17 protein-coding genes are annotated in these 16,753 nt (G+C 55.4%); 8 read left to right on the forward strand and 9 right to left on the reverse strand.

The genetic code is table 11. From position 1 onward, the window contains the following. Nucleotides 1–7 precede the first annotated feature (7 nt). Nucleotides 8–574 (forward strand): TIGR01841 family phasin, encoded by a 567-nt coding sequence (gene phaP, locus hmeg3_RS14530; protein WP_094564352.1) that lies wholly within the window; start codon nt 8–10, stop codon nt 572–574. Nucleotides 575–878: 304 nt separating this feature from the next. On the opposite strand, the gene hmeg3_RS14535 is transcribed toward phaP, so the two are convergent. The 5 genes from hmeg3_RS14535 to hmeg3_RS14555 form a co-directional block, all read right to left on the reverse strand. Beyond that, nucleotides 879–1,688 carry a molybdopterin-binding protein gene (locus tag hmeg3_RS14535; RefSeq protein ID WP_094564353.1) on the reverse strand — a complete coding sequence of 270 codons (810 nt, stop codon included), beginning with the start codon at nt 1,686–1,688 and terminating at the stop codon, nt 879–881. A gap of 72 nt (nt 1,689–1,760) precedes the next feature. Then, nucleotides 1,761–2,591 carry an EI24 domain-containing protein gene (locus hmeg3_RS14540; RefSeq protein WP_094564354.1) on the reverse strand — a complete coding sequence of 277 codons (831 nt, stop codon included), beginning with the start codon at nt 2,589–2,591 and terminating at the stop codon, nt 1,761–1,763. Beyond that, complete coding sequence (locus hmeg3_RS14545; RefSeq protein ID WP_094566362.1) at nt 2,591–3,577, reverse strand: sterol desaturase family protein; 987 nt, start codon at nt 3,575–3,577, stop codon at nt 2,591–2,593. The genes hmeg3_RS14540 and hmeg3_RS14545 overlap by 1 nt, the downstream gene beginning before the upstream one ends. A gap of 38 nt (nt 3,578–3,615) precedes the next feature. Beyond that, nucleotides 3,616–4,461, reverse strand: a complete 846-nt coding sequence (locus hmeg3_RS14550; protein WP_094564355.1) for a polysaccharide deacetylase family protein — start codon at nt 4,459–4,461, stop codon at nt 3,616–3,618. Then, nucleotides 4,461–5,402, reverse strand: a complete 942-nt coding sequence (locus hmeg3_RS14555) for a cytochrome D1 domain-containing protein (protein WP_198361883.1) — start codon at nt 5,400–5,402, stop codon at nt 4,461–4,463. The genes hmeg3_RS14550 and hmeg3_RS14555 overlap by 1 nt, the downstream gene beginning before the upstream one ends. 337 nt (nt 5,403–5,739) lie before the next feature. On the opposite strand from hmeg3_RS14555, the gene hmeg3_RS14560 reads away from it, so the two are divergent. Next, nucleotides 5,740–6,096 (forward strand): FKBP-type peptidyl-prolyl cis-trans isomerase, encoded by a 357-nt coding sequence (locus hmeg3_RS14560; protein ID WP_050476931.1) that lies wholly within the window; start codon nt 5,740–5,742, stop codon nt 6,094–6,096. Nucleotides 6,097–6,133: 37 nt separating this feature from the next. Beyond that, nucleotides 6,134–6,388: an acyl-CoA-binding protein gene (locus hmeg3_RS14565; protein WP_094564357.1), complete on the forward strand. Its 255-nt coding sequence runs from the start codon at nt 6,134–6,136 to the stop codon at nt 6,386–6,388. Nucleotides 6,389–6,501: 113 nt separating this feature from the next. Here the strand turns inward: hmeg3_RS14565 and hmeg3_RS14570 are convergent, their stop codons facing one another. The 4 genes from hmeg3_RS14570 to hmeg3_RS14585 form a co-directional block, all read right to left on the reverse strand. After that, the gene (locus tag hmeg3_RS14570; RefSeq protein ID WP_094564358.1) at nt 6,502–7,485 is read right to left on the reverse strand and encodes a D-glycerate dehydrogenase; all 984 of its coding nucleotides are present in this window, start codon (nt 7,483–7,485) and stop codon (nt 6,502–6,504) included. Nucleotides 7,486–7,503: 18 nt separating this feature from the next. Then, complete coding sequence (locus tag hmeg3_RS14575) at nt 7,504–8,925, reverse strand: sodium:proton antiporter (RefSeq protein ID WP_094564359.1); 1,422 nt, start codon at nt 8,923–8,925, stop codon at nt 7,504–7,506. 157 nt (nt 8,926–9,082) lie between these two features. Continuing rightward, on the reverse strand, nt 9,083–10,255 hold the full coding sequence (gene pncB / locus hmeg3_RS14580) for a nicotinate phosphoribosyltransferase (RefSeq protein WP_094564360.1): 1,173 nt from the start codon (nt 10,253–10,255) through the stop codon (nt 9,083–9,085). Nucleotides 10,256–10,438: 183 nt separating this feature from the next. Next, the gene (locus hmeg3_RS14585; RefSeq protein ID WP_094564361.1) at nt 10,439–11,605 is read right to left on the reverse strand and encodes an ABC transporter substrate-binding protein; all 1,167 of its coding nucleotides are present in this window, start codon (nt 11,603–11,605) and stop codon (nt 10,439–10,441) included. Between the two features lie 386 nt (nt 11,606–11,991). Between hmeg3_RS14585 and fdxA the strand changes: the two genes are divergently transcribed. The 5 genes from fdxA (at nt 11,992) to nth (ending at nt 16,737) form a co-directional block, all read left to right on the forward strand. Then, complete coding sequence (gene fdxA / locus hmeg3_RS14590) at nt 11,992–12,315, forward strand: ferredoxin FdxA (protein ID WP_007878247.1); 324 nt, start codon at nt 11,992–11,994, stop codon at nt 12,313–12,315. Nucleotides 12,316–12,510: 195 nt separating this feature from the next. Continuing rightward, on the forward strand, nt 12,511–13,593 hold the full coding sequence (locus hmeg3_RS14595) for an NAD(P)/FAD-dependent oxidoreductase (RefSeq protein WP_094564362.1): 1,083 nt from the start codon (nt 12,511–12,513) through the stop codon (nt 13,591–13,593). Nucleotides 13,594–13,937: 344 nt separating this feature from the next. Beyond that, entirely contained in the window at nt 13,938–15,173 is a 1,236-nt protein-coding gene (locus tag hmeg3_RS14600) for a polyhydroxyalkanoate depolymerase (protein ID WP_094564363.1), read from the forward strand. A gap of 177 nt (nt 15,174–15,350) precedes the next feature. Next, nucleotides 15,351–16,064: an electron transport complex subunit RsxB gene (gene rsxB, locus hmeg3_RS14605; protein WP_094566363.1), complete on the forward strand. Its 714-nt coding sequence runs from the start codon at nt 15,351–15,353 to the stop codon at nt 16,062–16,064. A 22-nt stretch (nt 16,065–16,086) separates the two neighbouring features. Next, nucleotides 16,087–16,737 (forward strand): endonuclease III, encoded by a 651-nt coding sequence (nth, locus tag hmeg3_RS14610; protein ID WP_094564364.1) that lies wholly within the window; start codon nt 16,087–16,089, stop codon nt 16,735–16,737. The last annotated feature ends 16 nt before the right edge of the window (nt 16,738–16,753 follow it).

Raw genomic sequence — 16,753 nt, forward strand, 5'->3', positions numbered from 1 at the left:
CACGAATATGACAACTCTTACCGACCAATTTTCCGCCGCTACCAAAGCGAACTTCGAAGCTCAAGTCGCACTGTTCAACCAGTTCGCAAGTAAGACTTTCGAGGGCGTCGAAAAGCTGGTGGATCTGAATTTGAAAGCCACAAAATCTTCCCTGGAGGAAACGCACGATGCAGTTCAGAAACTGCTGACCGCGAAGGATGCTCAGGAATTTTTTTCGTTGTCAGGTGCGCAAGCTCAGCCGAGTGTGGAAAAAGGCATCGCTTACGGTCGCCATGTCGCCGGCATCTTCTCCAGCACCCAGGCCGAATTGACCAAGACAGCCGAAGCCCAGCTGGCGGAAGTCAATCGCAAGGTGATTTCGATGATTGATGAAGCCTCGAAGAATGCACCTGCCGGTACCGAAGGTGCGATCTCTTTCGTCAAGACAACGATCGGCAATCTCAATGCAGGCTATGAGCAGCTCACCAAGAGCGCGAAGCAAGCTGCTGAAGCTATGGAAGCCAATGTGACGACTGCGGTTGACCAGTTGTCGCAAGCGACCGTAAAAGCAACAAGCCGCGGTTCGAAAAAATAATTTGAGCAACAACCAACCCGGACAGACAGAATTGGATATGATGACTGTTCTGCCCGGTTGCTTCATCACGTTGACACAGTTGTAACGCTGCACGATTCCCTGAGTTTCACGCAACGACTCTTGTGCAAGACACGAATTCAGCAAAGAGGCGAATACCCCGTTTTATCCGTAGCGCCTCAGAGCAATCTTTGTCTCCTCGGTATCTGATTTTCCTCCTAAGATACCGTTTCTGATGCCTCGGTGAGCCGGGGCATTTTTTTGTCCGTCAGACTCACGTCCCTCCCCCCTGCATTACGCCATCGTTTTACTTGCTGTTCGGCTGATAGTCCGCATTCAGCTTGCGCAGCCCGTCTTGCATCTTGCGGAATGCATCTTCCACCTGCGACGGCTCGCCCTTGACGCCCAGATCGATATGCCGGCGCGTCTGTGCGTCGCCGACATGTGGCAGGCTGAACACTTTTACCAGCGGGTATTCTGCTTCGATCGCTTCCATCAGCGGCGTAATGGTGGATTCCGGCATTTCATAAACCAGCACGGATTTTTCCGCCCAGGCCAGACGATGAAACAGATGCGCATAACGTGTATCGAGCACCCATTCGAACATCGGCCATGCCATCACAGGAAAACCGGGCGCAAAATAATGTGCACCTTCGCCGCTGACATTGGGTACGAAGAAGCCTGGAATCTTGTTGTAAGGATTCGGAATGATTGAGGAGCCGACAGGAAACTCACCCATCTTCAGCCGATGCAGGTTTTCCGGGGCATCGTAGACAGGCGTGATACCGGCTTCTCGTGCCGTGTCCGCGATGCGCTCCTGGATTTTCACCTTGGCGTCGGGATGTAGTTCCAGCGAGACGCCCAAGGCCGCAGCCGCGCATTGGCGCGTATGGTCATCCGGCGTAGCGCCGATACCGCCGGTACAAAAGACGATATCTTCGCTTGCGAAGGTTCTCTTCAATGTCGCGGTAATCCGCTCCGGGTCGTCGCCAAGATATTCCACCCAGGCCAGTTGCAGGCCCCGTGCGGTGAGCAGTTCAAGTACTTTGGGAAAATGCTTGTCGACACGTTTTCCAGAAAGGATTTCGTCGCCGATGATGATGAGTCCGATAGCCATATGTATCCGTTCACTCCTGCAGGTGGTAACCCGGAATTATGCACTGATCCGAAAAATCAGGCTGGACGATTGCTAGTTTTGGACTTCCTGCGCACCCGCAGCTTCAGGATTGGCGGCGCGCAGCTTGCTCAAGGCTTCCAGGCAATAGTACTGAAACCACAAGCCGGTAAAGACGAACACCAGTACATACAGCCAGATAGCACCGGCGGCCAGAATAGGGAAAAAGATCACCGACAACGCGCCGCCCAGCCACAGTAAAGTTGGCGCAGCGCCCATGGTGCCGGCAATCGCACCGACCAGCAGCAAAGGCCAGCGATGCGCATGCAGTATGGCGCGCCGTTCGGCAGGCGTCGCATAGTCGGCCAATGTATCGTAGGCCATCACGCGATAAGTCAACCAGCCCCACAACACAGGATGAATCACGAAGGCCAGCGGCGGAAAAATGGCGATCGGCAGTGTGATGATCCACGCAAAAACAAATACGGCGAAACACCACAGCGAGGTCCAGATGCTCCCCCACCAAGAGCCGCCATGGCGCTGCTCAAGATGCGGATAGTGGCGGCTGCCGACATGGCGGGCGATGGCCGGCACCGCCCACAACCCGACAAACACCAGCGCAGTCAGAATCATCAGTGGCAGCAAGGCCCACATGGCGATCAACGGGACGATCACCGTTTTCAGCGCGCCCATGTTGAACCAGTTGAGTATTGAGCCGGCTACGCCGAAGCCGTTATGTCCGACAAAGTAGTCTTGCAGACCATCGATCATGGGCTGCAAGCCCCACCATAAGGCAATGCCCCAGATCAGGACGGATAGCGCAAACGGAAGCACCGTCAGCAGCAGCATCCTGATGTGCAGCTGGGACAGCAGCGCCCGACCGAATGAGGTTGCAAACAGGCGCATCAGCGGGAGGCCTTGCGAGAAAATTCGACAATGCGCTTCAGGCCAAGCCACTGTTGCGCCCAGAAACCGCGCCCATAATTGCGCCCTTTACCGGCCGGAGGCGGCAACTGATCACGGACACCGGTCATTGCAAACGCCTTGCCAAAATGCGTCGTGCGGAAGATGACATCCCAGATCGGGAACAGCACCGCAAAGTTATGTCCACCCAGCGAATTCTTGCCACGGCTTTCATGGCCGATGCCGATGGCGTGATGCAGGCGATGAAAACGGGGCGACACCAGCAGGTATTCACCGATACGGCCGAAATGAATCCGCACATTGGCATGCTGCAAACTTTGCAACATGCGCGATGCCGATACCAGCAGGATGTATTGTCCCGGCTGCACACCAATGGCCAACGCGACCAATCCCATGAGCACGTCTCTTACCAGGTCATCGAGCAAATGGTTGCGATCGTCACTCCAAAGGTTCATGTTTTCCTGGCTGTGATGCAAGCTGTGTAACGCCCACAGCCAGCGGAAACCATGTTGAGCGCGGTGATACCAGTAGTCGCAAAAATCCAGCACGATCAGATAGAACAGGAAACTCACCAACGCCTGGTCGGTCACGCCCGGCCAGACGTCGTCCAGATTAAAGGTGCCCCACCCTTCCCAATGCAAAAATTCGCTGAGATAGGACATCGCCGGATCAAGCAGGAAGAAGACAATAATGGAAAACGCGCCGAGGCGATGCAAGGCGGTATAGATGAAATCGTTCCATCGGGCGCGCTTGTCCAAGATCGGGTGGACGGGAATCATGGACTCCAGCGGGCGCAGGATGATGAACAGTACAGCCAACTCGCACACACCGACCAGAAACCATTCGGTGCCGGTAAAGGCCTCTTCGACGAACTCACCGAGGCCGAGCGCAAACACTGCGGGCTGAACGAAGGTTTCGAACAACCAGCCCTGGGCCGTGGCGAACAAGTCTGAAAAGGTTTGAATCAGGTGCATCATGCTCAATCCGTGCGTAATTCGGTACGTAACTATTTGATGACGGCGGTCTGCTGCTTGCTGATGGCAGCCTGGTAAGCAGGATGTTCGCGCAAGGTCGCGAAACAATAGCCTTTTTGCTCCAGTCCGGAAATCAGCGGCTCCAACACAGCCGGCGCCCAGGGATCCTTGCGCGACCAGATCCCGAGATGCGCCATCACAATGTCGCCGTCCTTGAGTTTTTGCAATGCTTTTTGCAGCAACATCGCATTAGGCCATTTATCGCTCGGCAACTCATCGCCGGAAAAACCCGCGTCAGCCCAGGCGACATGAGAATAGCCGCAAGCGCGGCCAGCAGCCAGCAATTGCGGAGTCAGCTTGCCGCCCGGTGCGCGCCACAGATGATCCAGTTTGGAACCGGTCAGCTCGGTGAAACGGTCTGCAACACGTTGCAACTCGCTGCAATACTGAGCTGCGGTCCAGACTTCTTTCTTGCCGGCTTGTGCGCCAAATTGCGGTTTGACCTCGATACGGCCATCCGGCAGATCGCGCTGGACGTATACGTGATCAAAAGTGTGCGTGCCGAAAGCATGTCCCTCGGCTACCCGGGCCTTCCAGTAAGGCGCCCATGCAGGATTCAGCGTGTAGTCGCCGTGAATGGTTTTTTCGTTGGCGAGGAAGAATGTCGCCTTGATGTGGTGCTTGTTGAGCGTCTGGGCAATGTAATCCGCCTGAGACTGGCTGCCGGTATCAAAGGTCAGGTAGATCGTGCCTTTGCAGGAGCCGGCATTGTCGGTCGCTGCCTGCGCCGGCCAGATTGCCGCAGTGACGGCCGCCATGGCGGCCAGAGCAGCAATCTTTCGCAGGCGAGACGACTTAGCTGGCAACGGCGGTCGCATCAGAGGTCGGGAGCCCGATTGAAGAAATAGATGCCGTGCGGCGAACGGCCGACCGGAATAACTTTCATGACTTTCTTGCTGGCGAGATCGATGACTGCTACTTTCTTGATCCAGCGCAGCGTTACCCACATGGTCTTGCCGTCTTCGGTGATTTCCATGCAATCCGGGCCACCTGGCACCTGGATGTTGCCGACGTTTTCCAATGTTTGCAGATCAATGACGTTGATCGTATTGGAGACGCGGTTGGAGACATAGACATAGCGCTTGTCGCCATGCGCGCGGAAATTATGCGCCCCCTCGCCGGTACGAATCGTCTTGACCGTCTTTTGTGTGCGCCAGTCAATGACCTGTACGTAGTCCTTGCCCATGATGCCGACCAGCAAATACTTGTTGTCCGGCGTCATGAAAATACCGGCAGGCAATTTGCCGACCGGCATGGTCCATTTGACCTGCTGGGTCGCCAGATCGATGGCGCTGATTTCGTTGCTGCCTTGCTGGGTGATGAAAGCCGTCGTGCTGGCGGCATCAAAAGCGATGTGGCTGGGCGTCTTTGCCAGGCGGACACGCTTGGCCAGTTCCAGATCGCGGCCATCGTAGCGATAGACGTCGACACGGTCCAGACGCAAACCGTTGGCGACAAACCACTTCTGGTCTGGCGAGAAGCCGATTTGATACGGATCGATGATGCCGCGCAACTGGCGCTGGATTTCGCCGGTCTTCGGATCGAGGAAAATCAGTTGATTGCCGGTGGCGCTGGCCACGATCAGGGACTTGTTGTCCGGGGTCGCCATCAGGTGATGCGGCTCCTTGCCAACGGAAAATGTGTTGATTTCCTTATAAGTCGCCTGATCAAGCAGGGTCACGGTCGCGTCGCCGGAATTGAGAACAACGACGACGTTCGCATATGCCGGAGCAGCCAGCAGCATGCACAGCGACAGCATGAAGGAAAAGAGCCGGGAAATCCGGGAAAGCCGGACAAAACTATGCAGCATGAAGAACTTTACTTAAAAATTTGCGATCTTATCGTGCGAAACATCGTTGAAAAGCACGCCCCAGGGCACATAACGCCTCTGATGCCGATTCGGCTGACACGAGAGATGTTGAACATTATGTTTTGGTTTACACTGCGACCAACCCCGTTCAGTAACGCAGCATCTAGATGCGCAGAACACAGGGAAATCGGGCCTTTTAAAGGTCTTACCTCCCGAACGCGCGGCGAAAAAAACAGCTAATCAATTGCCTCAAAATGGCACAAACGTACTCTTTGAAAGGATAAAAATGTCTACTATCGCTACCTCCTCTGGACTGCAATACGAAGAAATCCAGGTTGGCACAGGCGACGAAGCCAAGGCGGGAAACCATGTCAGCGTGCACTACACCGGCTGGTTGCAAAATCCGGATGGCAGCGCCGGCAGCAAATTTGACTCCAGTAAAGACCGCAACGATCCATTTGCGTTCCCTTTGGGTGCAGGTCATGTGATCAAGGGCTGGGACGAAGGCGTTCAGGGTATGAAAGTCGGCGGCATCCGCAAGCTGATCATTCCAGCCTCGCTGGGTTATGGCGCACGCGGCGCCGGTGGCGTCATCCCGCCGAACGCAACGCTGATTTTCGAAGTCGAACTGCTGGCTGTCTGAGGCCGTTTAGCCTTATCCCCTATTGAAGGAGAAGACAATGAGTCTGCAGGAACAATTTGAGCAAACAGTAGCGGAATCCAAAAACCTGTCGGAACGCCCTGACAATATGACGCTGCTGAAGATGTACGGTTTGTACAAACAAGGCAGCAGCGGCGATGTACAAGGCGAACGTCCGGGCATGACGGATTTTGTGGCGCGCGCCAAGTGGGATGCGTGGGCCGCCATCAAGGGTCTGCCGCAAGAAGAAGCGCAACAGCAATACATCGACCTGATCGCTGACCTGAAGGGCTGAAATCTGGGGCTGAATGCCACCCTTCCGGTTTCAACTTATTCAGGAGATGCACAATAAAAAACCCGCCTCGGCGGGTTTTTTATTGATCAAACAGCAACATCAATCGACACAAATCAACGCTTCGGCTGAACATCGCGATTCAGCAGATTTGGCGGTGTCTTGCCCGACAAAGCGGCGATCAAATTATCCGCCGCACAATTGGCCATCGCCAGCCGGGTTGGCGTCGAGGCGCTGGCGATATGCGGCGTCAGCACCACGTTCGACAGGCCGAGAAAATCCGGATTGAAAGCAGGCTCGTTTTCAAATACGTCCAGTCCGGCTGCGGCAATCTTCTTGTCGCGTAACGCCGCAATCAGGGCCGCATCGTCAACAATACCGCCACGCGCCAGATTAATCAGCGTCGCCTGGGGCTTCATCAAAGCGATATCCGCAGCCTTGATGGTGTGATGCGATTCTTTCGAATACGGCAACACGAGGATCACGTGATCGGCCGCACGCAGCAATTCTTCCTTGCCGACATAACGAGCTTTGTTGGCCCGGGCTTCCAGTTCCGGCGACAACTGTGAGCGGTTGTGATAAATCACGTTCATGTCGAACCCCATTGACCGGCGCGCGATCGCCTGGCCGATGCGTCCCATGCCGATAATGCCGAGCGTGGAGCCGTGCACATCGGAACCGGTGAAGCTGTCGTAGCTCCATTTTTTCCAATGGCCGGCGCGCAGCCAGTGCTCAGATTCAGTCACCCGGCGCGCCGTCGCCATCAACAAGGCCCAGCCAAAATCGGCGGTGGTTTCGTTGAGTACGTCCGGCGTATTGGTGGCCTGCACACCAGCTTGGGTGGCCGCGGCAACATCGATATTGTTGTAGCCGACGGCCATATTGCAGACCGCTTTCAATTGCGGATTGGCCGCGAACAAGGCCGCCGTTACCGGCTCGCTGGGAGTGGAAAACAGGCCGTCTTTTCCGCGCACTTTTTCCATTAACTCATCGGCGGTGAAGATGCGATCTTCCTGATTGGACTCGACGTCGAAATGTTGCGCCAGGCGCTCCAGCACTTCAGGAAATACTGCGCGCGCTACAAAAATCTTAGGTTTCATGCTTGTCTCTTTTTATCGTTAAACAAAGAAGATGAAGGTCATCACAATGAACAGCGGCATCAGAATTGCCAGCGACCACGCCATATAACCGAAGAACGATGGCATCTTGATGCCGCGATCTTCTGCAATGGCCTTGACCATCATGTTAGGCGCATTGCCGATATAACTGTTGGCGCCCATGAACACCGCGCCGGCCGAGATCGCCGCCAAGGTCGACGAAAGCGTCGTCATCAAGATTTTGGCGTCGCCCGAGGCTGTATTGAAAAAGACCAGATAAGTAGGAGCATTGTCGAGGAAAGACGACAGCAGACCGGTAATCCAGAAATACATTGCATTGATCGGCTGACCATCAGCGCCCGTCACGGCACGTACGACCGCGCCAAAGGCACCCGCCTCGCCTGCTTTTAGCATGGCAATGACGGGGATGATGGTGATGAAAATTCCGGCAAATAATTTCGCCACTTCAGCAATCGGCCCCCAGGCGAAGTCATTGCCTTCTCGCGCTGATTTCGGTGTCGCCCATAGCGAAATCAATATCACCGCAACCAATGCAATATCGCGCAAAATATTCTGCAATTCGACCGGCGTTCCCATGATGGAGAATTCCACACCCGACTTCCAGAAACCGCTCATGAGAACCAGGGCGATCACCACCAGCAAGAGGATGAAATTGATTTTTCCTTCAAAGCGAATCGGCGCATCCGGGGTCGGATCAAGTGCTGGCGGCAGCACTTCTTCCTTGTTCAGATAGTAGTGCCGATCCAGCAGATAAAAAATCACCAGCAAAGAGACGCAGACGAACAGTGTCTCCGGAAAAATGTGCTGCATGGTCCAGAAGAAATCCACGCCCTTCAGAAAACCGAGGAACAGCGGCGGATCGCCCAGCGGTGTCAATGAACCGCCCGCGTTGGCCACGAGGAAGATGAAGAACACGACGATATGCACTGCGTGTTTACGATTGTCGTTGGCGCGGATCAGCGGCCGAATCAGCAGCATCGATGCGCCCGTTGTCCCCATGAAACTGGCCAGCACGGTGCCCAAGGCCAGCAGACCGGTATTGAGTGCCGGCGTGCCGTGCAGATTACCGCGCACGCAGATACCGCCGGCCACGACAAACAATGCCGTCAGCAAGGCGATGAAAGGAATGTATTCCGCCAACAAGGCATGTACTGTCCCTGCCACTGCCGCGTAACCACCGAATGCCAGCGCGAACGGGAGCAAAAATGCCGCGCCCCACGCCAAGGCGATCTTGCCGAAATGATGATGCCAAAAATGCTCGAACAAGAGCGGCCCGAGAGCAATCGACAACAACAGACCAATGAAGGGAATCCCCCACAACGCAGACAAGGTACTACCATCAAGATCGGCCGCAAAAGCCAGGTTGGGAAGCAGTAAGGCAAGGGCCAGCGAGGCCGAGGTTGTGAGGAGTTTTTTATGCAATTTTGGCCCTGTGGAGTCGAGGAAATCCGCTCAAGAAATCCGAATCAGTCGAGGGCACACTATACCAGCAACACCGCCCCTGCTGACCGGAATCGGCTTGCTTTAAAATATTTCAACTCGCGTAATTTCATTGCGAAATTGCGCCTGCTTCAGGCAACTACTTGATCTCAAAGACCTGCCGCAAATACTTCACATACGCCTCGTCATCGCACATATTCTTGGCAGGCGTATCGGACAATTTGGCGACCGGCTGGCCGTTACAGCGCACCATTTTCATGACTACCTGCAGCGGTGTATAGCCAAGGTCGTTGGTCAGATTGGTGCCGACACCAAAAGCCACTTTCGCACGATCCTTGAAGCGCAGATACAGCGAAACCACTTTGTCGAAATCGAGGCCGTCCGAAAACACCAGGACCTTGCTCTTGGCGTCGACACGGTTGTTGTTGTAGTGATCCAGCAGGCGCTCGCCCCATTCGAACGGGTCGCCGGAATCGTGGCGCGCGCCATCGAACAGCTTGCAGAAATACATGTCGAAGTCGCGCAGAAAGGCATCCATGCCGTAGACGTCCGACAAGGCGATGCCAAGGTCGCCGCGATACTCACGGGCCCACATTTCAAAACCGTAAATCTGAGAATCGCGCAGGCGCGGTCCCAAAGCCTGGCAGGCTTGCAGATACTCATGCGCCATGGTGCCCAGCGGCGTCAGATCATGCTGCATCGCGAACTGCACGTTGGAGGTGCCTGCAAAATGGCTCCCCATTTTGTCTTTCATCGCCAGGATCACTTCTGCATGCCAGCTGCGCGAGAAGCGTCGACGTGTGCCGTAATCAGCGATCTTGCAGCCTTCGAGCAAAGGATTATCCGTCAGCAACGCTATCTTGTCGCGCAGACGCGTACGACCGGTTTCGTAGTCGGGTGCACGCTGAGTCGCGCGGAAATACACCTCGTTGACGATGGCCAGCACCGGTACCTCGAACAGGATCGTATGCAGCCATGGCCCCTTGACCTGGATGTCGATCTCGCCATTGTTGAGGGGCGACGGCGTGACGCTGATGTATTTTTCATTGAGGTGGAAGAGATCAAGAAAGTCGACAAAGTCGCTTTTGATGAAGCGAAAACTGCGCAGATAAGCCAGTTCCGATTCCTGAAAACGCAAGCGGCACAGCGCGGCGATTTCGGCCTTGATCTCATCGATGTAGGGTGTCAGGTCAACATCGTCATTGCGGCATTTGAATCGGTATTCGACCTGGGCACCGGGAAAATGATGCAATACGACCTGCATCATGGTGAATTTATACAGATCGGTATCGAGCAAAGAAGAAATAATCATGGGACCTGGCGACGCACCACCATGTGTGCGATAGAGGATACAAGGGGCACTATCTTACCTTGGATCACGTAGAAGGTGCCCCGCCTGTGTGCATGGTTTATTTTCAAGCAGGTCAGGCACAACCCGAACATCTCGCGATGATGTTCGCAACATCGATCGAGAAACTCGTTATTGGTAATCTCGTTATCGCATTGCCGAAGCCGGACGACGGCCTTTGACGTAGGTTTCATCAGGCATATAGCGTATGCCATCCAGATAGCGCCAGTCGCTTGACGGGCTACGGCCATCCTTGTAAACCAGCGTACCGACAAAAGCGCCCATGCTGGATTGCTGATCCTGACTACGAAACACGATAGGGCCGACCGGGCTGTCCATGCTCAGACCACGCATGGCGATCACGAGTTTGTCCGAGTCAGTCGAACCGGCCTTCTTGATACCGCCGACAAGCGCCATGATGGTGCTGTAACCAAAGATGGCAGCCTGATGCGGCTTTTCGTTATAGCGCTTCAGATAGGCTTCGCGAAAGCGCTGATGCTCCGCCGTGGCAATCTGATCGGTGGGATAGCCCAGCACGACCCAGTTCCGCACCGCCTCGTATTGCGCCTGCATGTCGCCCAGCGCCTCACCCGCAGACATGGAATACACCGTGCTGGAGGCAAACAAACCTTGACGGCTTCCCTCTTCCACGAATTGCTGCAGATCGGTACCGAAAGTCACGTTAAAAATCGCATCCGGGCGAGCCTGGCGCAGCGCTTTCACTGCGTCGGCAGCCTTCAGCTTGCCCAGTGCCGGCCATTGCTCGGCGACAAACTCAACGTCGGGACGGCGTTCTTTGAGCAGCAATTTGAAGTTGGAAACAGCGCTCTGCCCGTATTCATAGTTGGGCGCAATGATGGCCCAGCGGCGAACCGGCAGCCTGGCGGCGGCCTCGGCGAGCATCGCAGCCTGCATGTAGGTCGATGGACGCAGGCGAAACGTGTAGCGATTCCCCTTATCCAGCGTAATCGCATCCGACAAGGCGTCACCGACGAGGAACAGCTTCTTTTCCGACGCAGCAACCCTGGACACGGCCAGCGCCACATTCGACAGCATGGAGCCGCTCAGCACGTCCACCTTGTCGGTCTTGACCAATTGTTCGGCATGTCTGACCGCTTCATCGGGAATCCCTGTATCGTCACGTGAAATCAAGTCGATATTGCGCCCCAACACGCCGCCCGCGGCATTGATCTCGGCCACGGCCAGTTCCGCGCCGTTATGGTACGACTGGCTGGATTGCGGCACACCGCTGTAGCTGTTGATTTCACCGATGCGGATATTTTGCGCCTGCGCCATCGCCGTCAGCACGAACATGCAAGCTGCAACAAGGCTTGTCGGGCTAATCAGGCGGCCGATTAGTACTTTTCTTTTTGTTTGTCCGGCGTGCACTTTTAAACCTGTCCTTTGACGAATGAATATTTCATATTTACTTATACGTAATCTGTATAAGCCTCATTTGTGAGAAAAGTTGAATTGCCTTAAAATACAAGGCTTTCCAGCCGGTTACCTAGGAATTGTTGCTCTCGTCGCGGATTTGCACTGAGTCCGCCTGAAAAACGCACAACAATCAGCGAAAGCTGCGGCAACAATACATACGCAAATTGATCGCGACATAATTGCGACACGTTGCGCGCCATATTGCCACTAAATCCGGCTGAGTTTGACATCGGTTTTAAAGAAATTTTACAGATAGGACTGTTATGACCCACGTTGTGACCGACTCCTGCATCCGCTGCCGTTATACGGACTGCGTTGATGTATGCCCGGTTGATTGCTTCCGCGAAGGCCCGAATTTTCTCGCCATTGATCCGGACGAGTGCATCGACTGCGCCGTTTGCGTCGCAGAATGCCCGGTCAATGCGATCTATGCGGAAGAAGACGTCCCGGCCGATCAGCAAGAATTCATCAAGCTCAATGAGCAACTGGCACGCAACTGGCCTTCCATTACCAAGACCAAAGCTCCTCTGGCGGAAGCCGAGGAATGGAAAGACGCCAAGAACAAACTGGAGTTCCTGCAACGCTAAGCGCTGCAACAGTCAGTTGCCGATGCTTGCACCTCCACCGGCAACTGAGTGCAACGGACACAGCCTTCACCTCTAGCCATATAGCCAAGATCGGGAATGCACAGGCAGTAGCACCATGCCGCGCAAACCTGCCTTGGCCGATAGCCAATTGAGTCTGGAAACACCTCTCAACTGAAACGGGAATTGGATTTTTTTATGGACAACTTCAAGATTGCGGCCGCTGACGCCGGCAAAACAACGCCGATCGAAACCGATGCCGTCATCGTCGGCGCAGGCCCTGTCGGCCTGTTCCAGGTATTTGAACTGGGCCTGCTGGAAATCAAGGCGCACGTGATCGACTCGCTCGCCAATGTCGGCGGCCAATGCGTCGAACTGTATCCGGACAAGCCGATCTACGACATCCCGGCCGTACCTGTCTGCACAGGCCAGGAACTGACCGACAACCTGCTCAAGCAAATCGAGCCGTTTGATCCGATTTTCCATCTGGGTCAGGAAGTCACCGTCGTGCAAAAGCGCGAAGACGGCCGTTTCGACCTCGAAACATCCGCCGGCACCAAGTTCATCACGAAGACCATCTTCATCGCAGCCGGTGTGGGTTCGTTCCAGCCGCGCACGTTGAAGGTTGACGGTATCGAAGCCTTCGACGGCTCGCAGCTGTTCTATCGCGTCAAGGATCCCGCACAGTTTGAAGGCAAGAACATTGTCATCTGCGGCGGCGGTGACTCCGCGCTGGACTGGGCGCTGAACTTCGTCGGCAAGGCTGAATCCGTCGTGCTGCTGCACCGTCGCGAAGAATTCCGCGCGGCGCCGGCATCAGTAGCCAAGATGAAGGAACTGTGCGAACAGTACGAAATGCAATTCCTGGTTGGCCAGGCTACCGGGTTTGAAGCCAAAGACGGCAAACTGTCCGAGATCAAGGTCACCGGCGCCGACGGCGTTACCCGTCGCCTGCCGCTGGACATGTTGCTGGTGTTCTTCGGTTTGTCGCCAAAACTGGGCCCGATCGCCGAATGGGGTCTGGATATCGAGCGCAAGCAGTTGAAAGTGGTCGACACCGAAAAGTTTGAAACCAACGTTCCGGGCATCTTCGCGGTGGGCGACATCAACACCTACCCTGGCAAGAAAAAGCTGATCCTGTCGGGCTTCCACGAAGCTGCGCTAGCAGCCTTTGGCGCGGCACCGTACATCTTCCCTGAGAAGAAGATCCACATGCAATACACAACAACGTCGCCGAAACTGCACAAGATCCTTGGCGTGGAAACACCGGTTTTCGACTGATCTGCGCAACATTGGCGATCAGGCCAACCTGAAGAAAAAGCTCCTCTCCTTCCGGACAGGGGCTTTTTTCTTGCCTGCCTCTCCCCATATAGCCTGAGAAAAGACATACTAATGCCAATAATGTCGATATAAATCGTTGAATAAAAAGTCTTTATTTAATCAACAACCTGAAAATTCTTTGTCAACATTTGGTGTTTTTATCATGGCCCCGGCAAGGACGGCGAAGGGCGAACCGTGGTAAAATATTGCATTGCAACATAGCAAGTTTTTGTAGTCTGAACGGCACACAATGCCGTTACGGATATATCAGCCAGCTTCATGCGTAATATGTGTAAAGGTTAGCCATGCTTTATCAACTTCACGAATTAAATCGCACCTTTCTCAATCCCCTGATGCAGTGGGCCGAAACTTCGGCAAAACTCTTCTCTGATCCCGTTTCCCCCTTCGCGCATACGCCCTTCGCACAACGCATTGCCGCCGGTTACGAACTGCTCTACCGCCTTGGCAAAGACTACGAAAAACCCGAATTCCAGATCGAATCTACTGAAATCAACGGCAAGACCGTCGAGATCATCGAAAAAGTTGCCGAAACAAAACCATTCTGCCGCCTGATCCACTTCCGCAAGGATCTGGACGCCAAGCAACTGGCCGCGCTGAGGCAACCGACCGTTCTGCTCGTCGCACCGCTGTCAGGCCACCACTCGACGCTGCTGCGCGACACCGTGCGCGGCTTGCTGCCTAACCATGACGTCTACATCACCGACTGGACCGATGCACGCATGGTGCCGCAGGACAAAGGTTCCTTCCACCTGCACGACTACGTTTATTACATACAAGACTTCATCCGCACGCTCGGCCCGGACGTCCACGTGATCTCGGTCTGTCAGCCGACCGTGCCGGTGCTGGCAGCGATCGCCCTGATGGCCAGCGCCAACGATCCCAAGCTGCCCAAGAGCATGACCATGATGGGCGGCCCGATCGATGCGCGCAAATCGCCGACCGCCGTGAACGATCTGGCTACCGAGAAGCCGTTCAGCTGGTTTGAAAACACCGTCATCTACAGTGTGCCGCCGAACTACCCTGGCTTTGGCCGCAAGGTCTATCCCGGCTTCTTGCAGCACGCCGGTTTTGTCGCCATGAACCCGCGCCGCCATGCCGAGAGCCACTGGGACTTCTACATGCATCTGCGCGACGGCGACGACGAGTCCGCGGAAAGCCACCGCAAGTTCTACGACGAGTACAACGCCGTGCTGGACATGCCTGCCGAGTTTTACCTGGAAACCATCAAGATCGTGTTCCAGGACTTCGACCTACCGAGGGGCACATGGGAAATCGAAGGCAAGACCGTGCGCCCGCAAGACATCAAATCCGTTGCGCTCTTTACCATCGAAGGTGAACTGGACGATATCTCCGGCTCCGGCCAGACACAGGCTGCGCAAGACTTGTGTTCGTCGATTCCAAAATCTCGCAAGCAGCACTTCACTGCGCCGAAGTGCGGCCACTACGGGATTTTCTCGGGTCGCCGCTGGCGTGAAACGATCTGTCCAAAAATCGGCGAATTCATCAAAGCGAATTCCTGAGACCGGACGGTATGAGCAAAAAGCCTTTGCCGGCGACAACCGGCAAAGGCTTTTTTATTGTCCGGCGATTTCCCACGCCAGGCCGGTTTCCCGGATAATACGGCTCCAGATCCATGTATCGTCCTGGACGCTGCTTACCACTACTGTAACTACCACCGCTACCGCTGCGCATTCACCGTGTCTTCTTCCGCTGTCCTGTCACTCGCCGACCAGATCGAAAACCTGCTGCCGCAAACCCAATGCAGCAAGTGCGGCTATCCTGCCTGCCGTCCGTATGCAGAAGCCATCGCCGAAGGTAGCGCCTCCTACAATCAATGCCCGCCCGGTGGCGCCGAAGGCATCGCGCGCCTTGCCCAATTGCTGGAGCGCCCGTTGTTGCCGCTCAATCCAGCCAATGGCATTGAGCGCAGCCGTACCCGCGCCTTCATTGATGAGGCGGTTTGCATCGGTTGCACGCTGTGCATCCAGGCCTGCCCTGTCGACGCCATCGTTGGTGCGGCAAAACAATTGCATACGGTACTGACCGACGCCTGCACCGGCTGCGACCTGTGTGTCGCGCCCTGCCCGGTCGACTGCATCGCCATGATCGAGGTGACGCCCGGCAAAACCGGTTGGGACGCATGGTCGCAAGAGCAGGCAGATAAGGCACGCGCACAACACGATTTCCGCAGCTTCCGGCTGCGCCGCGAGAAGGAAGAAAACGATGCCCGCCTCGCCGCCAAAGCCGCTGCGAAACTGAAAGAAGTAGAATCGGCGAGCGCCCAGTCGCCGGAAGAAAAAGCCGAACAAGACCGCAAGAAAGCCATCATCCAGGCCGCGATCGAACGCGCACGCCTGAAGAAGGAACAAGCGGCAGCGACGGGCGACAATCCAAGCGCCAAACCACTTTGAACAGCCAAGCCACCAGCCAGCCATGAACAGCGAAAAACGCCGCGAAATATTCACCCGTCTGCGTCAAGCCAACCCGACCCCAACCACCGAGCTGGAATACACGACACCGTTCGAGTTGCTGATCGCCGTGCTGCTGTCGGCACAAGCCACCGACGTATCCGTCAACAAGGCCACGCGCAAGCTCTACCCTGTCGCCAATACGCCCGCCAAGATCTATAAACTCGGCGTGGATGAACTGATCCCCTATATCCAGACGATTGGTTTGTTCCGTACCAAGGCAAAGAACGTGATCGAGACTTGCCGCATCTTGCTGGAACGGCACGGCGGCGAAGTCCCGCAGACACGTGAAGAACTGGAAGCATTGCCGGGCGTCGGGCGCAAAACTGCCAACGTCGTGCTCAATACCGCATTCGGTCATCCCACGATTGCCGTCGACACGCATATCTTTCGTGTCTCCAACCGCACCGGCATTGCGCCAGGCAAAGACGTGGATGAAGTTGAGCGCAAGCTGATGAAATTCATCGCACCTGAGTTTTTGCAGGATGCGCACCACTGGCTGATCCTGCACGGCCGCTACACCTGCATCGCGCGCAAGCCGCAATGCTGGAACTGCATCATTGCTGACCTGTGCGAGTTCAAGCAAAAAACGCCGCTGCCGCAAAAAGGCGTCTAAGGGCGCTTACAGTCAC

The sequence above is a fragment of the Herbaspirillum sp. meg3 genome, assembly GCF_002257565.1.
In the GTDB taxonomy this organism is placed as follows: domain Bacteria; phylum Pseudomonadota; class Gammaproteobacteria; order Burkholderiales; family Burkholderiaceae_D; genus Herbaspirillum.